The organism is Derxia lacustris (assembly GCF_002105195.1).
GTDB classification, from domain to species: domain Bacteria; phylum Pseudomonadota; class Gammaproteobacteria; order Burkholderiales; family Burkholderiaceae_E; genus Derxia; species Derxia lacustris.
In genome coordinates, this window is the sequence record NZ_MUHU01000004.1 from 1 (window position 1) to 23,676 (window position 23,676).

24 protein-coding genes and 1 pseudogene are annotated in these 23,676 nt (G+C 68.3%); 18 read left to right on the forward strand and 7 right to left on the reverse strand.

All coding sequences use genetic code 11. From position 1 onward, the window contains the following. The 7 genes and pseudogenes from B9P64_RS05095 to B9P64_RS05125 form a co-directional block, all read left to right on the forward strand. Positions 1-225, forward strand: a pseudogene (locus B9P64_RS05095) (alpha/beta hydrolase); the annotation flags it as partial. A 143-nt stretch (positions 226-368) separates the two neighbouring features. Then, positions 369-1,601 carry a D-alanyl-D-alanine carboxypeptidase family protein gene (locus B9P64_RS05100; protein ID WP_085315152.1) on the forward strand — a complete coding sequence of 411 codons (1,233 nt, stop codon included), beginning with the start codon at positions 369-371 and terminating at the stop codon, positions 1,599-1,601. A 14-nt stretch (positions 1,602-1,615) separates the two neighbouring features. After that, positions 1,616-1,888, forward strand: coding sequence for a YbeD family protein (locus B9P64_RS05105; protein ID WP_085315153.1), 273 nt, complete (start codon positions 1,616-1,618; stop codon positions 1,886-1,888). Further along, the gene (gene lipB / locus B9P64_RS05110) at positions 1,885-2,580 is read left to right on the forward strand and encodes a lipoyl(octanoyl) transferase LipB (RefSeq protein ID WP_085315154.1); all 696 of its coding nucleotides are present in this window, start codon (positions 1,885-1,887) and stop codon (positions 2,578-2,580) included. The genes B9P64_RS05105 and lipB overlap by 4 nt, the downstream gene beginning before the upstream one ends. A 25-nt stretch (positions 2,581-2,605) precedes the next feature. Further along, on the forward strand, positions 2,606-2,995 hold the full coding sequence (locus B9P64_RS05115) for a hypothetical protein (protein ID WP_085315155.1): 390 nt from the start codon (positions 2,606-2,608) through the stop codon (positions 2,993-2,995). Between the two features lie 181 nt (positions 2,996-3,176). Further along, positions 3,177-4,232 (forward strand): lipoyl synthase, encoded by a 1,056-nt coding sequence (gene lipA, locus B9P64_RS05120; protein ID WP_085315156.1) that lies wholly within the window; start codon positions 3,177-3,179, stop codon positions 4,230-4,232. Positions 4,233-4,292: 60 nt separating this feature from the next. After that, positions 4,293-4,829, forward strand: coding sequence for a TlpA family protein disulfide reductase (locus B9P64_RS05125; RefSeq protein ID WP_085315157.1), 537 nt, complete (start codon positions 4,293-4,295; stop codon positions 4,827-4,829). Between the two features lie 5 nt (positions 4,830-4,834). Here the strand turns inward: B9P64_RS05125 and B9P64_RS05130 are convergent, their stop codons facing one another. Both B9P64_RS05130 and B9P64_RS27215 read right to left on the reverse strand, forming a co-directional pair. Then, positions 4,835-5,296 (reverse strand): peroxiredoxin family protein, encoded by a 462-nt coding sequence (locus B9P64_RS05130; protein ID WP_235839899.1) that lies wholly within the window; start codon positions 5,294-5,296, stop codon positions 4,835-4,837. Beyond that, the gene (locus tag B9P64_RS27215; protein ID WP_235839900.1) at positions 5,233-5,700 is read right to left on the reverse strand and encodes a DUF2917 domain-containing protein; all 468 of its coding nucleotides are present in this window, start codon (positions 5,698-5,700) and stop codon (positions 5,233-5,235) included. Before B9P64_RS27215 ends, B9P64_RS05130 begins: the two co-directional genes overlap by 64 nt. A 221-nt stretch (positions 5,701-5,921) precedes the next feature. Between B9P64_RS27215 and B9P64_RS05140 the strand changes: the two genes are divergently transcribed. Next, a complete protein-coding gene (locus B9P64_RS05140) occupies positions 5,922-6,842 on the forward strand; it encodes a LysR substrate-binding domain-containing protein (RefSeq protein ID WP_176256727.1) in 921 nt (306 codons plus the stop codon). Between the two features lie 64 nt (positions 6,843-6,906). Here B9P64_RS05140 and B9P64_RS05145 read toward each other — a convergent pair whose 3' ends face one another. Then, complete coding sequence (locus tag B9P64_RS05145) at positions 6,907-7,914, reverse strand: GGDEF domain-containing protein (protein ID WP_085315161.1); 1,008 nt, start codon at positions 7,912-7,914, stop codon at positions 6,907-6,909. Between the two features lie 156 nt (positions 7,915-8,070). Further along, positions 8,071-9,984, reverse strand: a complete 1,914-nt coding sequence (thiC, locus tag B9P64_RS05150) for a phosphomethylpyrimidine synthase ThiC (protein WP_085315162.1) — start codon at positions 9,982-9,984, stop codon at positions 8,071-8,073. Positions 9,985-10,414: 430 nt separating this feature from the next. Here thiC and B9P64_RS05155 point away from each other — a divergent pair, with 430 nt between their 5' ends. From B9P64_RS05155 to B9P64_RS05165, 3 genes are read left to right on the forward strand one after another with little or no spacing between them, the layout of a single operon-like run. Continuing rightward, a complete protein-coding gene (locus B9P64_RS05155; RefSeq protein WP_085315163.1) occupies positions 10,415-11,098 on the forward strand; it encodes a protein-L-isoaspartate O-methyltransferase family protein in 684 nt (227 codons plus the stop codon). Between the two features lie 38 nt (positions 11,099-11,136). Beyond that, positions 11,137-11,460 (forward strand): rhodanese-like domain-containing protein, encoded by a 324-nt coding sequence (locus B9P64_RS05160; RefSeq protein WP_085315164.1) that lies wholly within the window; start codon positions 11,137-11,139, stop codon positions 11,458-11,460. Positions 11,461-11,472: 12 nt separating this feature from the next. Further along, the gene (locus tag B9P64_RS05165; protein ID WP_085315165.1) at positions 11,473-12,819 is read left to right on the forward strand and encodes a TolC family outer membrane protein; all 1,347 of its coding nucleotides are present in this window, start codon (positions 11,473-11,475) and stop codon (positions 12,817-12,819) included. Here B9P64_RS05165 and B9P64_RS05170 read toward each other — a convergent pair whose 3' ends face one another. Both B9P64_RS05170 and waaC read right to left on the reverse strand, forming a co-directional pair. After that, the gene (locus tag B9P64_RS05170) at positions 12,820-14,136 is read right to left on the reverse strand and encodes a 3-deoxy-D-manno-octulosonic acid transferase (protein WP_085315166.1); all 1,317 of its coding nucleotides are present in this window, start codon (positions 14,134-14,136) and stop codon (positions 12,820-12,822) included. Beyond that, positions 14,133-15,161: a lipopolysaccharide heptosyltransferase I gene (waaC, locus tag B9P64_RS05175; RefSeq protein WP_328589855.1), complete on the reverse strand. Its 1,029-nt coding sequence runs from the start codon at positions 15,159-15,161 to the stop codon at positions 14,133-14,135. Before waaC ends, B9P64_RS05170 begins: the two co-directional genes overlap by 4 nt. Positions 15,162-15,456: 295 nt before the next feature. Between waaC and galU the strand changes: the two genes are divergently transcribed. Then, positions 15,457-16,314 carry a UTP--glucose-1-phosphate uridylyltransferase GalU gene (galU, locus tag B9P64_RS05180; protein ID WP_085315168.1) on the forward strand — a complete coding sequence of 286 codons (858 nt, stop codon included), beginning with the start codon at positions 15,457-15,459 and terminating at the stop codon, positions 16,312-16,314. A 113-nt stretch (positions 16,315-16,427) separates the two neighbouring features. Here the strand turns inward: galU and B9P64_RS05185 are convergent, their stop codons facing one another. Further along, the gene (locus B9P64_RS05185; protein WP_085315169.1) at positions 16,428-17,822 is read right to left on the reverse strand and encodes a phosphomannomutase/phosphoglucomutase; all 1,395 of its coding nucleotides are present in this window, start codon (positions 17,820-17,822) and stop codon (positions 16,428-16,430) included. 160 nt (positions 17,823-17,982) lie between these two features. On the opposite strand from B9P64_RS05185, the gene rfbB reads away from it, so the two are divergent. The 6 genes from rfbB to B9P64_RS05215 all read left to right on the forward strand — a co-directional run bounded on the left by rfbB (position 17,983) and on the right by B9P64_RS05215 (position 23,653). Beyond that, positions 17,983-19,044, forward strand: coding sequence for a dTDP-glucose 4,6-dehydratase (rfbB, locus tag B9P64_RS05190; RefSeq protein ID WP_085315170.1), 1,062 nt, complete (start codon positions 17,983-17,985; stop codon positions 19,042-19,044). A gap of 5 nt (positions 19,045-19,049) precedes the next feature. Next, entirely contained in the window at positions 19,050-19,940 is an 891-nt protein-coding gene (gene rfbA / locus B9P64_RS05195) for a glucose-1-phosphate thymidylyltransferase RfbA (protein ID WP_085315264.1), read from the forward strand. Continuing rightward, complete coding sequence (gene rfbC, locus B9P64_RS05200; protein WP_085315171.1) at positions 19,937-20,482, forward strand: dTDP-4-dehydrorhamnose 3,5-epimerase; 546 nt, start codon at positions 19,937-19,939, stop codon at positions 20,480-20,482. Before rfbA ends, rfbC begins: the two co-directional genes overlap by 4 nt. Then, complete coding sequence (gene rfbD, locus B9P64_RS05205) at positions 20,479-21,378, forward strand: dTDP-4-dehydrorhamnose reductase (protein ID WP_085315172.1); 900 nt, start codon at positions 20,479-20,481, stop codon at positions 21,376-21,378. Before rfbC ends, rfbD begins: the two co-directional genes overlap by 4 nt. A gap of 69 nt (positions 21,379-21,447) precedes the next feature. Further along, complete coding sequence (locus tag B9P64_RS05210) at positions 21,448-22,272, forward strand: ABC transporter permease (RefSeq protein ID WP_085315173.1); 825 nt, start codon at positions 21,448-21,450, stop codon at positions 22,270-22,272. Then, positions 22,262-23,653 (forward strand): ABC transporter ATP-binding protein, encoded by a 1,392-nt coding sequence (locus tag B9P64_RS05215; protein ID WP_085315174.1) that lies wholly within the window; start codon positions 22,262-22,264, stop codon positions 23,651-23,653. Before B9P64_RS05210 ends, B9P64_RS05215 begins: the two co-directional genes overlap by 11 nt. The last annotated feature ends 23 nt before the right edge of the window (positions 23,654-23,676 follow it).

Below are 23,676 nucleotides of genomic sequence, written 5' to 3' on the forward strand. Positions count from 1 at the left end.
GTGCCGGCCGGCACGCTGGTCATCCACGGCGAGCTGGACGACACGGTGCCGCTCGGTTCGGTGCTGGACTGGGCCCGGCCGCAGGAGCTGCCGGTGGTGGTGGTGCCGGGCGCCGACCACTTCTTTCATCGCCGGCTCATCATCATCAAGTCGCTGGTGCTCGATGCACTGGCGCCGCGCCTCGCGCCGCAGGCCGGCAGCGAGGCCGCCGACGACGCCGGCTGACGCCGCCGCCGGGGCCGACGAGGCGCGAACGGCAGCGCCTCGCATCGGTGTTTCCGCTCCGGGCCCGACCGGAGCCCGCTTTCCCGCCGCCCCAGGCGCCTTGCGCCGGGCGGCCACTTCAAGACAACGATCAGGGTTTCGCCATGCAACACCGTCTCATTCCCGGCCTGCGCGCCATTGCGCTCGCCACGGCCACCACGCTGCTCGCGGCCGTTGCCGCGCCGGTCTCGGCCCAGGTGCCGCCGCCGGTCATCGCGGCCCGGTCCTGGCTGGTGCTCGATGTGAACAGCAGCCAGATCCTGGCCATGCAGGAGGCCGATACCCGCACCGATCCGGCCTCGCTGACCAAGCTGATGACCGCCTATCTGGTGTTCAGCGCGATCAAGGCCGGCACGCTCAAGCCAGCCGATCTGGTGCTCATCAGCGAGCGCGCCTGGAAAAGCGGCGGCAACAAGGAATCGAGCCGCATGTTCGTGGAGGTGGGCAAGCAGGTGTCGGTCGACGAGCTGCTGCACGGGATGATTATTCAGTCGGGCAACGACGCGACCATCGCGCTGGCCGAGCGCGTGGGCGGCACCGAGGAGCAGTTCGCCGACCTCATGAACAAGAAGGCCGCCGAGTTCGGCATGAAGAACTCGCACTTCAGCAATTCGCACGGCCTGAGCGACCCCAACCACTACTCCACGGCGCACGACCTGGCGATCCTGAGCCAGCGGCTGGTGACCGACTTCCCCGAATACCTCTCGTACTACTCGACCCGCGAGTACACCTACAACGGCATCAAGCAGGAGAACCGCAACCGGCTGCTCTGGCTCGATCCGTCGGTCGATGGCCTCAAGACCGGCTACACCGATCTGGCCGGCTGGTGCCTGATCGCCACCGCGCGGCGCGCCTTCCCGGCCGCGCCGGCCGCCGGTGCGCCGGCCGCCGGCCAGCCGCAGACCGGTGCGCCCGACGGCAACCGGCGCGTCATCTCGGTGGTGATCGGCGCGCAGAACGCCGCCGGCCGGGTGCAGGAATCGCAGAAGCTGCTCAACTACGCGTTCCAGAATTACGACGATGTGCGCCTGTATGCCAAGGGCGCGGCGGTGCAGTCGATTCCGGTGTTCAAGGGCACGGCCGACGAGGTGAGCGCCGGCGTGAACCGCGAGCTGGTGGTGAGCGTGCCGCGCGGCCAGGGCGACAAGATCAAGGCGGCGGTCGAGCGCAGCGAACGGCTGGTGGCGCCGATCCAGACCGGTCAGCAGGTCGGCACCATCAAGCTCACGCTCGACGGCCGGCCGGTCGGCGAGGTGCCGCTGGTGGCGCTGGCCAGCGTCAACAAGGCCGGCATGATCGGCAGCGCGATCGACGCGATGCGCATGATGTTCAAGTGAACCGAGGAGGCGCGATGGCAGATCCCAATCTCGACAGCCTGATCGAGTACCCGCTCGACTTCCCCATCAAGATCATGGGCCGGCGCCACGATCACTTTGCCCAGACGGTGGTCGACATCGTCAAGCGCCATGCGCCCGACTGGGACGCGGCCACGCTGGAAATGCGGCTGAGCAAGAGCGGCACCTATCTGAGCCTGACCGCGACCATCCGCGCGGTCGACCGGGCCCAGCTCGATGCGCTCTACACCGAGCTGTCGGGCCATCCGATGGTGTCGGTGGTGCTGTGAGCGCACTGCCCGACAGCGCCGCCGCCGCGCGCAGCGGCTGGCGCCCGTTCGCGCCGGTGGTGCGGACGCTGGGCCGCGTGCCCTACGAGGCCACGGTCGCCGCGATGCGCGACCTGACCGCCGCCCGCACGCCCGACTCGCCCGACGAAATCTGGGTGCTGGAGCACGAGCCGGTCTACACGCTCGGCCAGGCCGGCAAGCCCGAGCATCTGCTGCGCGCCAACGGCATCGCGGTGGTGCAGACCGATCGCGGCGGGCAGATCACCTATCACGGGCCGGGGCAGGTGGTGGTCTATCTGCTGGTCGATCTGCGCCGGCGCGGCTATCTGGTGCGCGAGGCGGTCGCGCGCATCGAGCAGGCGGTGATCGACACGCTGGCCGGCTTCGGCATCGCGGCCGACCGCAAGGCCGGCGCGCCCGGCGTCTATCTGCTCGAAGGCGGCGCCGATGCCGCAGCGCAACCGGGCGCCAAGATCGCCGCACTCGGGCTGCGGGTGCGCGGCGGCTGCACCTATCACGGCGTCGCGCTCAATGTGGCGATGGACCTCGCGCCCTATGCCGACATCAATCCCTGCGGTTATGCCGGGCTCGAAACCACCGACATGTCACGCGCTGGCGCTCAAGTTGCGTGGGACGCTGCCGCCAAGTCACTGACCGACGCGCTGCTGCACCAGCTCGGCCGCCCGGCCTGAGTCGCCCACCTCCTCAACCGCCGCCATGCCCCACTTCGCCCGCCCGGCCAGCCGCCGCTTCGACCCTGCCGCGCTTGCGCTGGCCATCGCGCTCACGCTGGTGATGGTCTGGGCCGCCGCCGACTGGCAGGCCAGCCACGTCTACCCGATGCGGCTGCATGTGCAGATGCATCTGGCCAGCTTTGCGCTGTTCGGCGCGGTCTGGGCGCGCGGGCTGCCGCGTCTGGGGCTGGCGTGGATCGTCGGCGCGCTGTGGATGTTTGGCCTCGCGCACGAGGGCTGGCAGATCGTCGGCCATCACCACGGTTTCGAGGGCGGCGATGTGCTCATCGACGGCCTCGGCGGCACGCTCGGCGCGCTGCTGGCGCGTTCGCCGCTGCTGCCGCGCGCCGGCCGGTCGCAGGCCGCCGGCTGAATCGGCCCGGCGCCCGGCGCGGCTGAACGGCCCGACGCGCGGGCCCGGCGCGCTGCCCGACGGCCGCCAAGCCCCTGCCCGCCATACGCCACCGCCCCGGCGAACCCCACCCCCTGTGGCACACTCGAACGCCCTTCCGGCCGGGCCCGCTCCTGACGCTCCGGCCTCTCCGCGAGACCCCATGAGCAGCAGCCAAGCCCCCCAAGCCGAGACCGCCGACGCCGCGCCGGCCACGCCCGTTGCCGGCGCCACCGCCGCCGAGCGCACCACCCGCACCGCCGAATCGCGCGAAACCTACGACCCGACCGCCAAGCAGAAGGCCGAGGCCAAGACCGCGCGCATTCCCATCAAGATCGCGCCGCACGAAATCCTGCGCAAACCCGAGTGGATCCGCGTCAAGGCCGGCTCGGCCAGCGGCCGCTTCCACGAGATCAAGGACGTGCTGCGCGCCAACAAGCTGGTCACCGTCTGCGAGGAAGCCTCCTGCCCCAACATCGGCGAATGCTTCGGCAAGGGCACGGCCACCTTCATGATCATGGGCGACAAGTGCACCCGCCGCTGCCCGTTCTGCGACGTGGGCCACGGCCGCCCCGACCCGCTCGACACCGAGGAGCCGGCGCGCCTCGCCAAGACCATCGCCGACCTGCGGCTGCGCTATGTCGTCATCACCAGCGTCGACCGCGACGACCTGCGCGACGGCGGCGCCCAGCACTTTGTCGACTGCATCCGCGAGACCCGCGCGCTCACGCCGAGCACGCAGATCGAGGTGCTGGTGCCCGACTTCCGCGGCCGGCTCGACAAGGCGCTCGACTGCTTTGCCGGCGGCCTGCCCGACGTGATGAACCACAACCTGGAGACGGTTCCCCGTCTCTACAAGGAAGCGCGGCCGGGCGCCGACTACGAGCATTCGCTCAAGCTGCTCAAGGACTTCAAGGCGCGCCATCCGGGCGTGGCGACCAAGAGCGGCCTGATGGTCGGCCTGGGCGAGACCGACGAGGAAATCCTCGACGTGATGCGCGACATGCGCGCCCACGACATCGACATGCTGACCATCGGCCAGTACCTCGCGCCCTCGGGCCATCACCTGCCGGTGCGGCGCTATGTGCATCCCGACGTGTTCAAGATGTTCGAGGCCAAGGCGGCCGAGATGGGCTTCAGCCATGCGGCGGTCGGCGCGATGGTGCGGTCGAGCTATCACGCCGACCAGCAGGCGCATGCCGCCGGCGTGGCGGAGTGAGGCGCTGATGCACGACGCATCGGCCGGCGCGGGCGTGGCAAACGCCATGCGAGCCACGCGATGAACGCCCCGCTCGCGCCCAAGCGCCGACGCTGGCTGCGCGCCGGCATCGCCGGAGCGGGGCTCGTGGCGGTCGGCGGCGCCGGCTTCGTCGCGCTGCGCCACGGCCGGCGCTATGTGCCGCCATCGGTCGAGCGGCCGGAAATCGCCGGCAGCGATGTGGCGAGCGGCGCCGCCATCGATCTGGCCGGGCTGCGCGGCAACATCGTGCTGGTCGAGTTCTGGGCGACGTGGTGCGGCTACTGCCTGCGCAACCTGCCCGAGGTCGAGCGCTTCGCGGCCGAGTACCGCGAACGCGGCCTGCGCGTGCTGGGCGTGTCCATCGACGAAAGCGCCGACGAGCTCAAGCGCTTCGTCGCGCAACGCCCGCCGCACTGGCCGGTGCTGCGTCAGGCCGATGCCCGGCGCAATTTCCCCGACGTGCGTCAGGTACCGAGCTTTTATGTCGTGGGCCGCGACGGCCAGACGCTGCTGCGCTGGCAGGGCGAGCTGGAGGGCGCGATGCGCGACCGGCTGGCCGCGCTGTTCAGCGCCTGACGCGATCAGGCAGCCAGTTCGGCTTCCACCAGCTTCGCGAACGCCTCCCAGTCGGGCTCGCCCACATAGCGCTGAAGAATCCGGCCCTGCTTGCTGACCAGAAAGCTGGTCGGCGTGGCCGGAATGCCGCTGAAGGCCTGGGCGATCGCACCGTCGATGTCGATGGCCACCTTGAACGGCAGCGCGCGTTCCTGCGCGAAGTTGGCCACGTAGTCGGGCCGGTCGTAGCTCATCGCCACCGCCACCGTCTCGTAGCCGCGCGCGGCAAAGCGCCGGTGCGCCTCGGCCAGCGCGGGCATTTCATGCACGCAAGTGGTGCAGGACGTGGCCCAGAAATTCACCAGCACCACCTTGCCGCGCAGGTCGGACAGCTTGAGCGACTCGCCGGCCAGGGTGCGCAGCGCTACATCGGGCGCCGGGCCTTGTCCGCCGCCGAGCAGGCTGAAGCCGCCGGCCGCAACGGCCACCGCAGCCAGCGCGCCGCCCACGAGCAGGCCACGGCGCGAACCCGCTGGCGCAGCGCCAGCGGCAGCGACGACGGGAGACGGGGAAATTCCGGTTTCGGCGGCCATGACGGCAACTCCGCGAGAGAACTGAAGCTGCCGATTATAGGAAGCCGGCGCGGCACGGCTGCGTCGGCGCCGGCCGGGCGCAGCGCCAGCCGCGCATCGCTCCAGGCCTCGATCACCAGCGGCCCGGCGCCCGAGGCGCGCAGGCACATGCCGGCATCGAGCACATGGTCGCCGGTGACGCCAGTTTCCGTGATCCAGACCCGGCCGCCGCGCACGCACAGCAGATCGCCGCGCGCCAGCGCCAATGTCACCGCACTGCCCGCGTCGAGCGCGAGCGCCTCATCCCCTGCCTTCGCCATGACGGTCTCCCCGACGCGCTGCGCCGCATGCATGCCTCGCATGCATCGAGTGCATGCATGCCGGCCATGCGAGCCCGGTGCGCGGCGGCCGATCCGCCCGGCGCCCCGAGAACTTGCGCGTCGACAGCCGCAATATCGACGGCTCGCAGGCTGCCGCACAAACGAAATCCCTGCGCATAATGCATGCGCAAATCACATGCATGCACGATCCGGAGAACGTCATGGCACGCCGCACCCGGCCGCTCGGCCTGGCCAACCTGCGCGGTTTCGAGGCCGCCGCGCGCCTGCTCAGCTTCACGCTGGCGGGCGAGGAGCTGCATCTCACGCAATCGTCGATGTCGCGCCAGATCCAGTCGCTGGAGGAGGAGCTGGGCCGGCCGCTGTTCATCCGCCGCACGCGCGAGCTGGAGCTGACGCTGGCTGGCCAGAAGCTGCAACGCGTGGTGCGCGGCGCGCTCGGCGAGCTGGACCGCTGCGTGGCCGAGCTGCGCGGCGAGGCCGAGCGGCGCCGCGTGGCGCTGACCACCTGGCCGTCGTTCGCGTCGCTGTGGCTGGTGCCGCGGCTCAGCTCGTTCGCGCGGCTGCATCCGGCCATCGACATCCGCATCGACTCGGGCGACACGGTGCTCGACATGGTGGCCGAGGAGATCGATCTGGCGATCCGCTATTGCCGCGACGACCAGGCGCCGCGCAACGCCCTGCGCCTGCTCGACGAGGAGCTGACGCCGGCGCTGTCGCCAGCGCTGCTGGAGCGCGTGGGCGGGCTGGCGGCGCCGGGCGAACTCGCGCGCTGCACGCTGCTGGTGCTCGACGACGGCTTTCAGAGTTCGGCCGAGAACAGCTGGGAGCGCTGGCTGGAGCTGGCCGGCGAGCCGCGCCTGCAACCGGCCGGCCGGCTGCTGTTCAATTTCGTGGATCAGTCGATGCAGGCGGCGGTGCGCGGCCAGGGCGTGATCCTCGGCAAGTCGCAGTTCCTGCGCGACTACATCGAGCGCGGCGAGCTGATCACGCCGTTTCCGGCGCTCCGGCTGGGATCGCGCTACGGGGTGTATCTGGTCGCGTCCGAGCTGGCGCGCGAAGGGCCGGCGGCGCTGTTCACCGACTGGCTGATCGCCGAGGCGGGCGCCGCGCCGGCGGGTTGAGGCGGCGGCACGCCTGGCCTGACGCGGCAGGCCCGATGCGGCGGCGGCCAGCCGCCGGGCGCGCTCAGAACAGCTCCATCTCCGCCCGCTCGGCCTTGGCCACCAGCAGGCCGCGCCCGACCAGCAGCTCATAGCCGCAGACCTGGTTGCGGCCGTGTTCCTTGGCGTAGTACAGCGCCTCGTCGGCGCGGCCGATGGCGGTGGCCGGCAGATCGCCGGGCAGCACCGTGGTGTAGCCCAGGCTCACGGTCACCCGGCCTACCTGCGGGAATTCATGCGCCTCGACCGCCGCGCGCAGCCGCTCGAAGGCGCTCTCGGCGGCATCGGGCGAGGCGCGGTCGAGCGTGACGATGAATTCCTCGCCGCCAAAGCGGTAGAGCTTGTCGCCGCTGCGGAAGGTGTCGCGCATCAGCCGGGCCAGCAGCAGCAGCACCTCGTCGCCGAACAGATGGCCGAAGTTGTCGTTGATGAGCTTGAAGCGGTCGATGTCGGCGATGGCAAACCAGGGCGATTCGCCCTCGCTGCGATTGGCGCGCATGACCAGCTTGTTGAAGTTGCCGTCGAAGGTCTTGCGGTTGAGCAGACCGGTCAGCGTGTCGTGCTCGCTGTAGTCGAGGATGGCGAGATGGTTGCGCAGGATGCGCAGCACGCCGAGCGCCATGCGCTGCTCGCGCGCGCTCATGGCGTCGCGCGTGAGCACCTCCAGCACCGCGATCACCGCGCTGTCGGAGGCAAGCGGGAACAGCGTGCGCACCCGGCCGTCGGGCGTCAGGCCGCGCGTCACGATGCGCTGGCGCACGCAGCGCTCGACCAGCGGCTCGGCATCGACCAGCGGCAGCGTCGTGCGCAGGCTGCGGTTGAGCTGCACCGTCGCGAGCGGCGATTCGAAGCCGGCGCCGAATACCGCGCGCGGCATCAGCCGGCGCTGGCGCGCATCGTCCTCGAACAGCCGGAACAGCGTCAGCGCATCGGGATCGAGGCAGTCGAACAACGCCTGCGCGACCGACACATCGATCGCATCGCGATCGCGCTCGCCAGTCACATCCGCCACGTAATCGATGATCTTGTCCATGCCGCTGCCCTTGCTGACGGGCGAGTGGCGCCACGTCCAGATTGGCAGGAATGGTAGGGAGGCGGCAAAGCGATAAATCGCACGAAATGCGGTGCGAACACGGTGGGCTTTGCCGCCAGCCCGGCACTGGAGGCCGGGCCGGTTGCCACCGCGCCGTCAGGCCTTGTGATAGACCTCGGCGCCCTTCTTCACGAACTCGATGGACTTTTCCTCCATGCCCTTCGTGAGCGCCGCCTCGGCCGCGATGCCCTGCTCGGCCGCGTAATCGCGCACGTCCTGCGTGATCTTCATCGAGCAGAAGTGCGGGCCGCACATCGAGCAGAAGTGGGCCGACTTCATCGACTCCTTCGGCAGCGTCTCGTCGTGGAAATCCTTGGCGGTATCCGGATCGAAGCCGAGGTTGAACTGGTCGTCCCAGCGGAACTCGAAGCGCGCCTTGCTCAGCGCGTTGTCGCGGATCTGCGCGCCCGGATGGCCCTTGGCCAGATCGGCCGCATGGGCGGCAATCTTGTAGGCCATGATCCCGTCCTTCACGTCCTTCTTGTTCGGCAGGCCCAGGTGCTCCTTGGGCGTGACGTAGCAGAGCATGGCCGTGCCGTACCAGCCGATCTGCGCCGCGCCGATGGCCGAGGTGATGTGGTCGTAGCCCGGCGCGATGTCGGTCGTCAGCGGACCCAGCGTGTAGAACGGCGCCTCGTGGCAGTCGCGCAGCTGGATGTCCATGTTCTCCTTGATTATCTGCATCGGCACATGGCCGGGGCCTTCGATCATCACCTGCACATCGTGCTTCCATGCCACCTGCGTCAGTTCGCCGAGGGTGCGCAGCTCGCTCAGCTGGGCCTCGTCGTTGGCATCCCAGATCGAGCCCGGACGCAGGCCGTCGCCGAGGCTGAAGGCCACGTCATAGGCCTTCATGATTTCGCAGATGTCCTCGAAGTGCGTGTAGAGGAAGCTTTCCTTGTGATGCGCGAGGCACCACTTGGCCATGATCGAGCCGCCGCGGCTGACGATGCCGGTCATGCGGTTGGCCGTCAGCGGGATGTACGCGAGCCGGATGCCGGCATGGATGGTGAAGTAGTCCACGCCCTGCTCGGCCTGCTCGATCAGCGTGTCGCGGAAGATTTCCCAGGTCAGGTCCTCGGCCTTGCCGTCGACCTTTTCGAGCGCCTGATAGATCGGCACCGTGCCGATCGGCACCGGCGAATTGCGCACGATCCATTCGCGCGTCTCGTGGATGTGCTTGCCGGTCGACAGGTCCATCACCGTGTCGCCGCCCCAGCGGATCGACCAGGTCATCTTCTCGACTTCCTCGCCAATGCCCGAGCTGACCGCCGAGTTGCCGATGTTGGCGTTGATCTTCACCAGGAAGTTGCGGCCGATGATCATCGGCTCGGTTTCGGGGTGATTGATGTTGGCCGGGATGATGGCGCGGCCGCGCGCCACTTCATCGCGCACGAATTCGGGCGTGATTTCTTCGGGGATCGACGCGCCAAAGCTCTGGCCCGGATGCTGGCGGCCGATCAGGCGCGCGAGCTTCTCGCCGGTGGGGCCGCCGGCGCGCAGGCCTTCCAGGTACTCCTTGCGACGCGCGTTCTCGCGGATGGCGATGTATTCCATCTCGGGCGTGACGATGCCCTGCCGCGCGTAATGCATCTGCGTGACGTTGGCGCCGGCCTTGGCGCGACGCGGCGCGCGCTTGAGGTTGAAGCGCAGCTCGGCGAGCTTGGGATCGGCCACGCGCTCCTGGCCAAAGGCCGAGCTGGGGCCGGCCAGCACTTCGGTATCGCCGCGCTCCTCGATCCACGCCGCGCGCACCGGCGCGAGGCCGGAGCGGATGTCGATCTTGACGGCCGGGTCGGTGTAGGGGCCCGAGGTGTCGTACACGTAGATGGGCGGATTGGTCTCGACGCCGGCCGTGGTGTGCGTGTCGCCCTGGCTGATCTCGCGCATCGGCACGCGGATGTCGGGGCGCGAGCCCTGCGCGTAGAACTTGCGCGAGTTGGGCAGCGGCTTGACCGCCGCGTCATCGACCTGGGCGGTCGCGGCGAGGAATTGCGGGTTGGCGTTCATCTGGGACTCCGTTCGTCTGAAACCGCAGCGGGGACGGTGCGACGAAGGAGCCCGGCGCCTCACGCAACGAAGGTGAACGGCGCCCTGGCACGGCTCCCTACGTCGGCATTATCCGGACAGGTTCAAGGGACTCTCTCACCCGCCGGACTTGCCGGCAGGACCCCCGCGTGCCCGGCCGACCTTAGGCGAATTGCGAATCCGTCGCAAGTCGGCGACAGGGGTGAAACATCTGCGCCGCAAGCCCTTGCGCGCGCCGATTGCGAGCGCGTTGTGCCCGCCTTGACAAGGGGGGCTTTGCTAGAATCCGGCCCGTTTCAGAAAGGCGCCCCGGCGGTTTGCCCGGCACGGCAGGCGCCGCAGCGATTCCTCCGTTTCCCGGTCTTGCCGAGCGTCCGCGTCCGCGCCGCTCCCTCTTGAAACCCTCATTCCAATGACGACAACGACCCTCGACTTCGACCGCGCCCGGTTCAACATGATCGAGCAGCAGATCCGCCCCTGGGATGTGCTCGACCCGTCCGTGCTCGGCCTGCTGGCCGTGGTGAAGCGCGAAGACTTCGTGCCGCCGGCCTACCGCAGCCTCGCCCTCGCCGATGTGGAAGTGCCGCTCAACGTCGAAGGCGCCGCCAAGGGCGAAAAGATGTTCCAGCCCCGCGTCGAGGCCCGCGTGCTGCAGGAACTGGCGGTCGGCCCCGACGACACCGTGCTCGAAATCGGCACCGGCTCGGGCTTCATGGCGGCGCTGCTGGCGGCGCGCGCGCGGCACGTGACCACGGTCGAAATCGATCCGGCGCTGGCGCGCTTTGCCGAAGCCAATCTGGCGCGCGCCGGCGTGCGCAATGCCAAGGTGGTGGTGGCCGACGGCGCGCGCGGCCTGCCCCAGCTCGGCGAATTCGACGTGATCGTCATCTCCGGCGGCCTGCCGCTGCTGCCGCCGGCCTTCGCGGCCCAGCTCAAGATCGGCGGCCGGCTGGCGGCCTTCGTGGGCAGCGGCGTGGTAATGGAAGCCCTGCTGCTCACCAAGACCGGCGCCCAGTCGGCCACGCAGCGCAACCTGTTCGAGACCCGCGTGGCCCTGCTGCGCAACGCCGAGCAGCCGTCGACCTTCCGTTTCTAAATCCAGCGGGCCGCCTCCGGCCCGCGCAGGAGCCCGCCGTGCAACAGATGCAGCCCACCGAACTGGCCGCCCGCCTCGCCGATACCGCCGCCGAACAGCCGCTGCTGGTCGATGTGCGTGAAACCTGGGAGGTCGAGCTGTGCCAGATCCCGGGCTCGATCTCGATCCCGATGAACACCATCCCGGCGCGCGTCGGCGAGCTGGACCCGGACCGCGAGATCGTCTGCATCTGCCATCACGGCGGCCGCAGCGCCCAGGTGGCGTTCTGGCTGGAGCGCAACGGCTTCACCCGCGTCATCAATCTGGCCGGCGGCGTGCATGAATGGGCGGGCCAGGTCGATCCGACCATGCGCCGCTACTGAGCCGGAGCCCGCATGCGTCCGACTCGCCTTGCCCGCGCACTGACGGCGGCGCTGCTGCCGCTCGGCTTCGCGCTGCTGCCGGCCACGGCCGGCGCGCAATCGCTGCTCCAGTTCTATGAATCGGCGCTCGCCGGCGATCCGGTCTATGCCGCCGCGCGCGCCCAGGCCCAGTCGGTGCGCGAACGCGAGCCGCAGGCCTTCGGCAGCCTGCTGCCCAATGTGGGCCTGAGCGCCGGCATCCAGCGCTACTCGCTCGATGCGGTGATCCCGCCCAAGGACACCCGGCACACCGACAACACGCGCAACTACACGCTCCAGCTCACGCAACCGCTGCTGCGCTGGCAGAGCTATGTGGGCTGGGAGCAGGCCAAGTTGGCGGTGGTGGCGGCCGAAGCCCAGCTGGCGCAGGCCCAGCAGGACCTGCGGCTGCGCGTGACGCGCGCCTATCTCGATGTGCTGGCGGCCGAAGACACGGTCAATTTCGTGCGCTCCAAGAAGGTCGCCATCGCCGAGCAGCTGGCCTCGGCCAAGCGCAATTTCGAGGTGGGCACGGCCACCATCACCGATACCAACGAGGCGCAATCGCGCTTCGATCTGGCGGTGGCCGAGGAACTGGGCGCGCTCAACGACGTGGCCACGCGCCGCGCCGCGCTGCTGCAAGTGAGCGGCCGGGTGCCGGGCGAGCTGGTGCCGCTGCGCACGCCAGTGCAGCTGGCCGCGCCCGAGCCGGCCAATCTCGACGACTGGGTCGCGGCGGCCGAAGCCGACAATCCGCAGGTGCAGGCGGCCGGCGTCAATGCCGAGATCGCCACGCGCGAGATCGAACGCGCGCGCGCCGGCCATCTGCCCACGCTCGATGTGGTGGTGGCGCGCAGCTACCAGTCCAATCTGTCCACCTATGCCATCGCCGGCATCGGCGGCACCAGCACTCGCAACGACAGCATCGGCCTGCAACTGAGCGTGCCGATCTTTGCCGGCGGCGCAACCCAGGGCCGCGTGCGCGAGGCGGTGGCGCTCGACGAGCAGGCGCGCCAGAACCAGGAAAACGCGCGTCGGCAGGCAGCCCAGACGGCGCGCCAGACCTATTTCGGGCTCACCTCCGGGCTGGCCCAGGTGCGTGCGCTCGAGACGGCCGAGAAGTCGAGCCAGTCGTCGCTGGAGTCGAACCAGCTCGGCTACAAGGTGGGCGTGCGCGTGAACATCGACGTGCTCAACGCCCAGCAGCAGCTGTTCTCGACCCAGCGCGATCTGGCCAAGGCGCGCTACGAGGCGATCTACACCGGGCTGCAACTCAAGTCGGCCGCCGGCCGGCTCGGCGATGCCGATCTGACGCAGGTTGACGGGCTGTTCGGCCGCTAGTCAGTCGAACAGCGCGGCGAGCGCAGTCAGATTGCGCTCGGTCGCGCCGCGATGGCGCGCGGCAAATGTGCCGGCCGCCGCCGCCATCGCCGCGCGCCGTGCCGGATCGCCGGCAATGCCGAACAGCGCCGGCCACACCTCGTCGGCGGCATTCACGCGCAGCAGCGCGCCGGCCTCGACGGCCAGCCGCGAAGCCTCGGCAAAGTTGAACTGGCTCGGCCCCATGACGGCCGGGCAGCCGCAGGCGCTGGCTTCGATCAGGTTCTGGCCGCCGAGCGGCAGCAGGCTGCCACCCACGAAGGCGGCATCGGCGAGCGTGTAGTAGGCCGCCAGCTCGCCCATCGAATCGCCGATCCACACCTCGTCGTCGGGCGCGGGCAGCGCCTGACTGCGCAGCGCCACGCGCAGGCCGCGCGCGCGCGCCAGCTCGGCAACTTCGGCAAAGCGCTGGGGATGGCGCGGCACGATCGCCAGCAGCGCGCCGCCGCGCTCGGCCGGCAGCCGGTCGAGCAGCAGCGCCTCCTCGCTCTGGCCGGCATGCTCGCGGGTCGAGGCGAGCAGCAGCACGCGGCGCGCGCCGATGGCCGCACGCCAGTCGCGGCCGAGCGCCACGGCGGCCGGCGCCGGCGCCAGATCGAACTTGAGGTTGCCGCAGACCGCCAGCCGGCGTGCGCCAAAGCTGCGCATGCGCGCGGCGTCGTCCTCGGTCTGCACGGTGGCGAGCGCGATGGCGCGCACCGCCGGTTCGAGCAGCGCGGCAAAGCGCCGGCCGCGCCGCGCGCTGCGCTCGGACAGCCGGCCGTTGACCAGCGCCACCGCCACGCCGCGCGCGGCCGACAGCCGGATCAGCTGCGGCCAGATTTCGGTTTCCATCAGCAGGCAGACGCGCGGCCGGAATGCGGCCAGAAAGCCGCGCACCGCAAAGCCGATGTCGTAGGGCGCAAACACCGATTCGAGCCGGCCGGCGCCGATCAGCCCGGCAAACACCTGCTGCGCGGCAGCCCGGCCGGCCGGCGTCATGTGGGTCAGCACGAACACCGCGCCCGGCCGTTCGCGCGCCAGCGCCTCGACCAGCGGCGCGACCGCGCGCGTCTCGCCGACCGAGACCGCATGCACCCAGATGCGCTCGGCATCGGGCCGGCGCGCATGCCGGCCGAGCCGCTCGGCGCGATGCTGGCCATAGCCGGGCTCGCGGCGCGCGCGCCAGGCCAGCCGCGCGAAGGCCAGCGGCAGGGCAATCCACCACAGCAGCGCATAGCCGGCGGCGGCCAGGCGCTCGCGCGGCGACAGGCGCAGGTCGGCGCCGGGCCGGTTCATGCGCGCGCCAGTTCTTGCATTGCGCCAAACACGTCATCGACGCCGGGCGGCTGGCCAACGTCGCCAAGGCAGCGATGCGGCGTGCTGGCGACGATGCCCACATGCGTCGGCGAGGTGGCCACGTAAATCGCCACCACCGGCGCGCCGACCGCCGCTGCCAGAAAACTGAGCCCGGTATCGACGCCGACCACGCAGCTCGCGCCGGCCAGCACGCCGGCCCATTCCACCAGCCCCAGCGCGCGCGGCGCCACCTGGGCGCCGTCGATGCCGTCGGCCAGCCGCTCGGCGCGCGCGCGCTCGGCGGCATTGCCCCAGGCCAAGCCGACGCGACGGCCGGCGCGCGTCTGCTGCGCGAGCAGGCTGCGCCAGTGCGCCTCGGGCCAGAGCTTCTCGTCACGCGCGGTAGCGGTGAGCGCGATCGCATAGGGCTCGCTGCCGGCCAGCCAGTCGGGCCGCTGCGGCGGTGGCGTCAGGCCGTAGTGCGGCGCGCCCTCGGGCGCGTAGCCCAGCGCCCAGCCGGCGAGCGCGCGGTAGCGGCGCGTGGCCGGCTGGCTGAAATACGGCCCGTTGGCAAAACCGCGGTCGTAGAACGCCGCCGCGAGCGGCTCGCGTGCCGATTCGCGTGCATAGCCAAGGTGCTCGCCATGGGCGATGCGCGCTACCAGTGCGCTCTTCACATTGCCCTGGCTGTCGACGATGGCGTCGTAATGGCTGGCGCGCAGCCGGCGCCACAGCACGCCGGCCTCGCCGCGCGTGGTCGCCGACAGCGGCGCCCGGCGCCAGCGCCGCAGCGCGATCGGAATCACCTGGGCGATGCCGGGATGCAGGCCGAGCAGGCCGGCATAGGCCTCCTCCACGATCCAGTCGATGCGCGCCTCGGGCCGGGCGCGCAGGATGTCGCCGACGACGGGCAGGTTGTGAATCACATCGCCCATCGAACTGATCTTGACCAGAAGAACCCGCATCCGCCCCGCCCTGTACTGAATGACATCGTCGCGTGCCAAGGTCGGGCGCGAGGTCGCCATTCGCGGCGAACATCCCGCAACCGTCAGCTGCCGCGAAAGGGGGCCGAGCTTACAATCCCGCCGCTTCGCGCACACGCGCGCGACCCGGCAGGCGCGAAATATGCTGAAGCAACACCGCTCGCACGCCGCAACTGTGCCGACCTTCCGCAGGCTTGCGCTCGGGCGCTACCCGCGCCGCCAGCCTTCCAGTACCTTGCAGTCCGCCAGCCAGACGCAACGCCCTCCTCCCGATGCACAAGGCGCGCTCACTGCGCCGATCGCCGACTTTCACACTCCAGGAACTCCAGGAATTCCCATGACCCAAGTCCGCAAAGCCGTCTTTCCTGTCGCCGGCCTCGGTACGCGCTCGCTGCCCGCCACCAAGGCGATTCCGAAGGAAATGCTGACCGTGGTTGACAAGCCGCTGATCCAGTACGCCGTGGAAGAAGCGGTCGCCGCCGGCATCACCGACATGATCTTCATCACCAGCCGCAGCAAGCGCGCGCTGGAAGACCATTTCGACAAGGCGCCCGAGCTCGAAGCCGAGCTCGAAGCGCGCGGCAAGAAGGAGCTGCTCGACATCGTGAAGAGCATCGCGCCCAAGGGCGTGAACTTCATCTTCATCCGCCAGCCCGAGCCGCTCGGCCTGGGCCATGCGGTGCTCTGCGCCCAGCCGGCCGTCGGCAACGAACCCTTCGCGGTGCTGCTGCCCGACGATCTGCTCTACGCCGACGAATCGGTGACCAAGCAGCTGGTGCAGCAGTACGAAGCCCATGGCGCCAGCGTGCTCGGCGTGATGGACGTGGCGCGCGAGGACACCAAGAAGTACGGCATCATCGCCGCCGACCCGATCACGCCGGCCACCTCGAAGGTGACCTACATGGTCGAAAAGCCCAAGCCCGAGGAAGCGCCGTCCACGCTCGCCGTGGTCGGTCGCTATGTGCTTGAGCCGCAGGTCTTTGCCGAGCTGGTCAACACGCCGCGCGGCGCCGGCGGCGAAATCCAGCTCACCGACGGCATCGCCGCGCTGATGAGCTCGCGCAAGGTCGTGGCGCACCGCTACGTCGGCACGCGCTACGACTGCGGCACGCGCCAGGGCTGGTGGGAGGCCAACATCGAGATCGGCCGCAACCATCCCGAGCTGAAGGAACTGGCCGCCAAGCTGCTCAAGTAAGCAGGTTTGCAAGGGCTTGCAACCCCGCCACGGAGCGGGGCTGCACCAAAACAAAGAGGGCCGAAAGGCCCTCTTTGCATTTCAGGCGCCGCCCGTCGCGCGGGCAGCCGGCATCAGAACGGCAGCTTGGCGTCGGGCTTGACCGCCAGGATCGCCTTGCGGAATTCGCCCTGGATGCGTTCGAGCGCTTCGGCGTTGTCGGCCTCGAAGCGCAGCACCACCACCGGCGTGGTGTTCGACGGACGCGCCAGACCGAAGCCGTCGGGGAACTCGGCGCGCACGCCGTCGATCGTGATGAGTTCGGTCGCGCCTTCGAACTTGGCCGTGGCTTGCAGCTTCTCGACCAGCGTGAAGTTCTCGCCCTCGGGCAGTTCGAGCTTGAGCTCGGGCGTGCTGGAGGCGTTGGGCAGCGCATTGAGCACCGCGCTCGGATCGTCCGAACGGGACAGGATTTCGAGCAGGCGGGCGCCGGTGTACAGGCCGTCGTCAAAGCCGTACCAGCGTTCCTTGAAGAAGGTGTGGCCGCTCATCTCGCCGGCCAGCGGGGCGCCGGTTTCCTTGAGCTTGGCCTTGACCAGCGAATGCCCGGTGCGCCACAGCAGCGGCACGCCGCCGGCTTCGCGCACCACATTGCCGACATGGCGGCTGCACTTCACGTCGAAGATGATCTGCTGGCCCGGATTGCGCGACAGCACGTCACGCGCGAACAGCATCAGCTGGCGGTCGGGCCAGATGATGTTGCCTTCCTTGGTCACCACGCCCAGACGATCGCCGTCGCCGTCGAAAGCCAGGCCGATTTCGGCGTCGGTGTCCTTGAGCGCCTGCGCCACGTCTTCGAGGTTGTGCGGATCGGCCGGATCGGGATGGTGGTTGGGGAAGGTGCCGTCCACTTCGCAGAACAGCTCCTTGACCACCGTGGCGCCGAGGCGCTTGAACAGCTCGGGCGCATAGGCGCCGGGAATGCCGTTGCCGGCGTCGAGCACGACCTTGATCGGGCGCGCCAGCTTGACGTCGCCGATGATGCGCTGGATGTAGCGCTCGGCGATGTCGTCGGTGCTGTAGCCGCCGGCGCCTTCGGCCAGCTTGCCTTCCACGATGCGGGTGCGCAGGCCGGTGATGGTGTCGCCGTAGATGGCTTCGCCGGCCACGACCATCTTGAGGCCGTTGTACTCGGGCGGGTTGTGCGAGCCGGTGACCATGACGCCGGTCGGAATGCCGAGTTCATAGGTGGCGAAGTACAGCATCGGCGTGGCGACCAGACCCACGTCGACCACATCGAGGCCGCCGGCGCGCAGGCCGTCGGCGAGCGCCTTGGCCAGTTCCGGACCCGACACGCGGCCATCGCGGCCGATGACGGCGGCGGTCTGGCCGCGTTCGCGCGCGAGCGTCGCGATCGACTGGCCGATCAGGCGCACGGCATCGGGCGTGAGCGCGGTCGAAACGACGCCGCGAATGTCATAGGCCTTGAACAGCGATGCGGCAGGTGCGTTGGAAGAATCGAGGGCCATCGGCGGTTTTCCTTGAACAGGTAGGACAACAATATGGAGTGAGGATGGGCGGAGCGAAGGTTTTCATGCAGCCACTAGAATGGCGGCCCCATCAGCGGCAAATGGTAATTGCGGACCAAGACATTCCGCGCCGCCCGCAGCCCATCAGGTAAGCGATCCCATGATTTTTGTGACAGGCGGAGCCGGCTTCATCGGCTCGAACTTCGTGCTGCATCGACTTGCCCGGTTCGATGAGCCGATCGTGGTGATCGACAAGCTCACCTATGCCGGCAATCGCGAGAACCTCGCCTCGGCGCAGCATGATCCGCGCCTGATCTTCAGTCATACCGACATCTGCGATGGCGCGGCGATCGCCGCGCTGTTTGCAGCGCACCGGCCGCGCGCCATCGTGCACTTTGCCGCCGAGAGCCATGTCGACCGCTCCATTCTCGGCCCCGGCGAATTCATCCGCACCAATGTCAACGGCAGCTTCGAACTGCTCGAAGCCGCGCGCAAGTACTGGCAGGAACTCGCAGCCGAAGCGCGCGCCGGCTTCCGCTTTCTGCATGTGTCGACCGACGAGGTCTACGGCTCGCTCGGCCCCGACGACGCGCCGTTCAGCGAGACCACCGCCTACGCGCCCAACAGCCCCTATTCGGCATCGAAGGCCGCGTCCGACCATCTGGTGCGCGCCTATCACCACACCTACGGGCTGCCGGTGCTGACCACCAATTGCAGCAACAACTACGGCCCGTTCCAGTTTCCGGAAAAGCTCATCCCGCTGATCCTGCAGAACGCGCTCGACGGCAAGCCGCTGCCGATCTACGGCGACGGCCTCAACGTACGCGACTGGCTGTTCGTGCTCGACCATTGCCGCGCCATCGAGCGTGTGCTCGAAACCGGCAGGCCGGGCGAGGTTTACAACGTCGGCGGCAAGAACGAGATCCGCAACATCGACGTGGTGACCGTGCTGTGCGCCATCCTCGACGAACTGCGCCCGCGCGCAGAAGGCCGCTACGCCGACCTCATCACCTACGTCAAGGATCGCCCGGGCCACGACCGCCGCTACGCCATCGACCCGAGCAAGATCGAACGCGAACTCGACTGGCGCCCCGAGGAAACCTTCGAGACCGGCATCCGCGCGACGGTGGCCTGGTATCTCGACAATCGCGGCTGGGTCGACCGGGTGCGCGACGGCAGCTATCGCGACTGGATCGACCGCCAATACGGAGAGCGCACATGAGCGCCATCAATCGCAAGGGCATCGTGCTGGCCGGCGGCTCGGGCACGCGGCTGTATCCGGTCACGCGCGTGGTGTCGAAGCAGCTGCTGCCGATCCACGACAAGCCGATGGTCTATTACCCGCTGAGCACGCTGATGATCGCGGGCATCCGCGACATCCTGCTCATCTCCACGCCGAGCGATCTGCCGCGCTTCGCCGAGCTGCTCGGCGACGGCAGCCAGTGGGGGCTCAACATCGGCTATGTGGTGCAGCCGTCCCCGGATGGCCTCGCGCAGGCCTTCATCCTGGGCCGCGATTTCATCGGCAGCGACCCGGCTGCGCTGGTGCTGGGCGACAACATCTTCTACGGCCACGAGTTGTCGCTGCGGCTGCAGAACGCCAATGCGCGCACCGACGGCGCCACGGTCTTCGCCTATCACGTACTTGATCCGGAGCGCTACGGCGTGGTCGATTTCGATACTGCCGGCCGCGCGCTCAGCATCGAAGAGAAGCCGGCCAAGCCCAAGAGCAACTACGCCGTCACCGGCCTGTACTTCTACGACAACCGGGTGGTCGACATCGCGCGCGACATCCGGCCGTCGGCGCGCGGCGAGCTTGAGATCACCGACGTCAATGCGCGCTATCTGGCCGACGGTCAGCTGTCGGTCGAGATCATGGGTCGCGGCATGGCCTGGCTCGATACCGGCACGCACGAGTCGCTGCTGCAAGCCTCGACCTTCATCGAAACCATCGAGACGCGTCAGGGCCTGAAAGTGTGCTGCCCCGAGGAAATCGCCTTCCGCCAGGGCTGGATCGATGCCGAGCAGCTGGCCCGCCTCGCCGAGCCGCTGAAGAAGAACAACTACGGCCAGTACCTGCTGCGCATCATCAACGAACGCGTGTTCCCGTCTGCATGAACGTCATTCCGACCCGCCTGCCCGAAGTGCTCATCCTCGAACCCAAGGTGTTCGGCGATGCGCGCGGCTTCTTCCTCGAAAGCTGGAATGCGCGCACCTTCGCCGAGGCCACCGGCAGCGCCGCCGCCTTCGTGCAGGACAACCATTCGCGCTCGGCGCGCAATGTGCTGCGCGGCATCCACTATCAGATGGTCAAGCCGCAGGGAAAGCTGGTGCGCGTGGTGGCTGGCCGGGTGCTCGACGTGGCAGTCGATCTGCGCCGCAGCTCGCCCAACTTCGGCCAGTGGGCCGGGGTTGAGCTGAGCGCCGAGAACCATCGGCAGCTGTGGATTCCGCCCGGCTTCGGCCACGGCTTTGCGGTGCTGAGCGACAGCGCCGACTTCCTCTACAAGACGACCGAGTACTGGCTGCCGGAGCATGACCGCAGCCTGCGCTGGAACGATCCGGCGCTCGGCATCGACTGGCAGCTCGACGGCGAGCCGCTGGTCGCCGCCAAGGACGCCGCCGCGCCGCTGCTGAGCGACGCCGAGGTCTACGCATGACGCGCATCCTGGTGACCGGTTGCGACGGTCAGGTCGGCTGGGAACTGCTGCGCAGCTGCCAGCCGCTCGGCGAAGTGACCGGCGTGAACCGCGCGCAATGCAATCTGGCCGAGCCGGCCGCGCTGCGCGCCGCACTGGCAGCGCACCGGCCCGACGTCATCCTCAACGCCGCCGCCTACACCGCCGTCGACAAGGCCGAATCGGAAGAAGCGCTCGCCACCGCCATCAATGGCGATGCGGTCGGCGTCATCGCCGAATTCGCCGCCGCCACTGGCGCGCTCGTCATCCATTACTCGACCGACTACGTGTTCGACGGCAGCGGCAACACGCCGCACAGCGAAAGCGACCCGACCGCGCCGGTCAATGCCTATGGCCGCAGCAAACTGGCCGGCGAAATCGCCCTCGCCAATTCGGCCGCCGACTGGCTCTGCTTTCGCACCAGCTGGGTCTATTCGCATCGCTGCCAGAATTTTCCGCGCACCATTCTCCGGCTCGCGCGCGAACGCGAAACCCTGCGCATCATCGACGACCAGATCGGCGCGCCCACTTCCGCGCGCCTGATTGCCGATGTGACCGCAATTGCGCTGCTGCAATCGCTGCGCGACCGCGCCGCCGGCCGCTTCGATTCGCAACTGCTGCATCTGGTGGCGTCCGGCCAAGTAAGCTGGCATGGCTTTGCCACCGAATTGATCGCCGCTGAGCGCCAGAGCGCCGGCGCTGCTGCCTTGAAAGTGCAGGCGATCGAGCCGATTCCCACCCGCGACTACCCCACGCCCGCGCGCCGGCCGCTCAATTCCCGGCTCGATTGCTCCGCACTGGAGCAGCGTTTCGGCATTCGATTGCCCGCGTGGCAGGCCGGCGTCGCACTTCATGTTTCAGGTGCGCAAGGCGCCTGACCGAAGGCGCGCATTCCGGGCCGATGGCCCGGCGCCACTTCCCGCCCGATTCAGGAAAGACTGTCGTTCATGAGCGCATCCTCGATTTCAGAGGCGCGATTCAATCCGCTGCCCTCGCTGCGCACCAATGCGCGGCTCATTTTTGAACTGACCCGGCGCGATGTGCTGGGCCGTTATCAGGGCTCGGCACTCGGCCTGCTGTGGTCGCTGTTCAATCCGCTGTTCATGCTGGCGATCTATACCTTTGCCTTCGGCACGCTGTTCAAGTCGCGCTGGCCCGGCATGCCCGATTCGCAATCGCATTTCGCCATCGTGCTGTTTGCCGGATTGCTGGTATTCAACTTCTTCAGCGAATGCCTGTCGCGCGCGCCGACGCTCATCATCGAGAACGCCAATTACGTCAAGAAGGTGGTGTTTCCGCTGGAGATTCTGCCGGCCGTGACCGTGCTGTCGGCCTTCTTCCATTATCTGGTGGGGCTTGTCGTGTGGTGCCTGGCCTATCTGCTGATGGAAGGCCAATTGCATGCAACCCTGCTGCTGCTGCCATTTGCGCTGCTGCCGCTGATTGCCTTTACCACCGGAAATTGCTGGTTTCTCGCCTCGCTCGGCGTGTATGCGCGCGATGTGCGTCAGGTGGTCGGCGTATTGACCAGCGCACTCATTTTCATGGCGCCCATCTTCTATCCGATCCAGGCCGTGCCTGCGGCTTTCCGGCCATTCATCATGCTCAATCCGATCACCCATTATGTGGAAATGACCCGGCAGATCATGATCGACGGCACGCTGCCCGATGCCGGCTACTGGCTGGCAGTCAATGCCGCCTCGGCGGTTTATGCGCTGCTGTGCTTTGCCTGGTTTCAGATGACGCGGCGGGGGTTTGCCGATGTCCTCTGAAATCGTCATCGAGGTCGAAGGGCTCTGCAAGAATTTCGAGGTCTATTCCAGTCCGCGCGACCGGCTCAAGCAATTGCTGCTGCCGCCGGTGCAGCGAATGCTGGGTCTGGAAGCCGGCTGCTATCACAGCAAGTTTCCGGCGCTGGCCGACATCAATTTCCAGGTTGCCCAGGGCGAAACCTTCGGCATCGTCGGGCGCAACGGCTCGGGCAAGTCGACGCTGCTGCAAATCCTCTGCGGCACGCTGGCGCCATCGGCCGGCCGGGTGGCGGTGCGCGGCAAGGTCGCGGCCTTGCTCGAACTCGGCGCCGGATTCAATCCCGAATTCTCCGGCCGCGAAAACGTCTACATGAATGGCCGCTTGTTCGGCCTGTCGACCGAGCAGATCGACGAGCGCTTCGACCGGATTGCGGCATTTGCCGATATCGGCGATTTCATCGAAAAGCCGGTCAAGACCTATTCGAGCGGCATGTATGTGCGGCTGGCCTTTGCCGTGATCGCCCATGTCGATGCCGACATTCTGGTGGTGGATGAAGCGCTGTCGGTCGGCGATGCCTATTTCGTGCAGAAATGCATGCGCTTTCTGCGCAGCTTCATGGAGCGCGGCACGCTGCTTTTCGTGAGCCACGATATTTCGGCGGTGACCAATCTGTGTTCGAGCGCGCTGCTGCTCGAACGCGGCCGCGTCATCGATCTGGGCAGCCCCAAGAGCGTCATCAAGCGCTATCTCGAAAATCTGGTCGCCGAATCGCAAGACATTTCGGCCACGCAGCAGGCCGAGATTGCCGAAACGCCAGCGCCCGCCGCCGATGCCGATTACATCGACATGCGCGAGCGATTCATCAATCAGTCGAATCTGCGCAACGATCTGGAGGTATTGCCGTTCCAGATCGGTGCCGAATCCTTCGGTGCCGGCGGCGCGCGCATCGTCGATACCTGCGTGCGCGATGCCGCCAGTGGCGCCCGGCTCGACTGGGTGGTGGGCGGTGAGCTGGTGCAAATCGTCATCGCGGCCAATGCCATCGCCGATCTCGATGCGGTGATTCTCGGTTTCGATTTCAAGGACCGCCTTGGCCAGACGGTGTTTGGCGACAATACCTATCTGACTTACCGGCTCGATCCCTGTTCGGCACGCGCCGGTGAACGGATCGAAGCCGTATTCGAATTCCGCATGCCGATCCTGCCGGTCGGCGATTACGCCATTTCGGTGGCAATCGCGACCGGCAGCCAGGATGCGCATGTGCAGCAGCACTGGGTCCACGATGCCGTCATCCTGCGGGCCCAGGCCAGCCGGGTCTGCTTCGGTCAGGTCGGCATTCCAATGCGCAATATAGAAATCACTCGCAGCCGGGTGCGCAATCCGGCTGCTTCGGTCGAATGAATTCAAGCTCCATCACTCCCGCA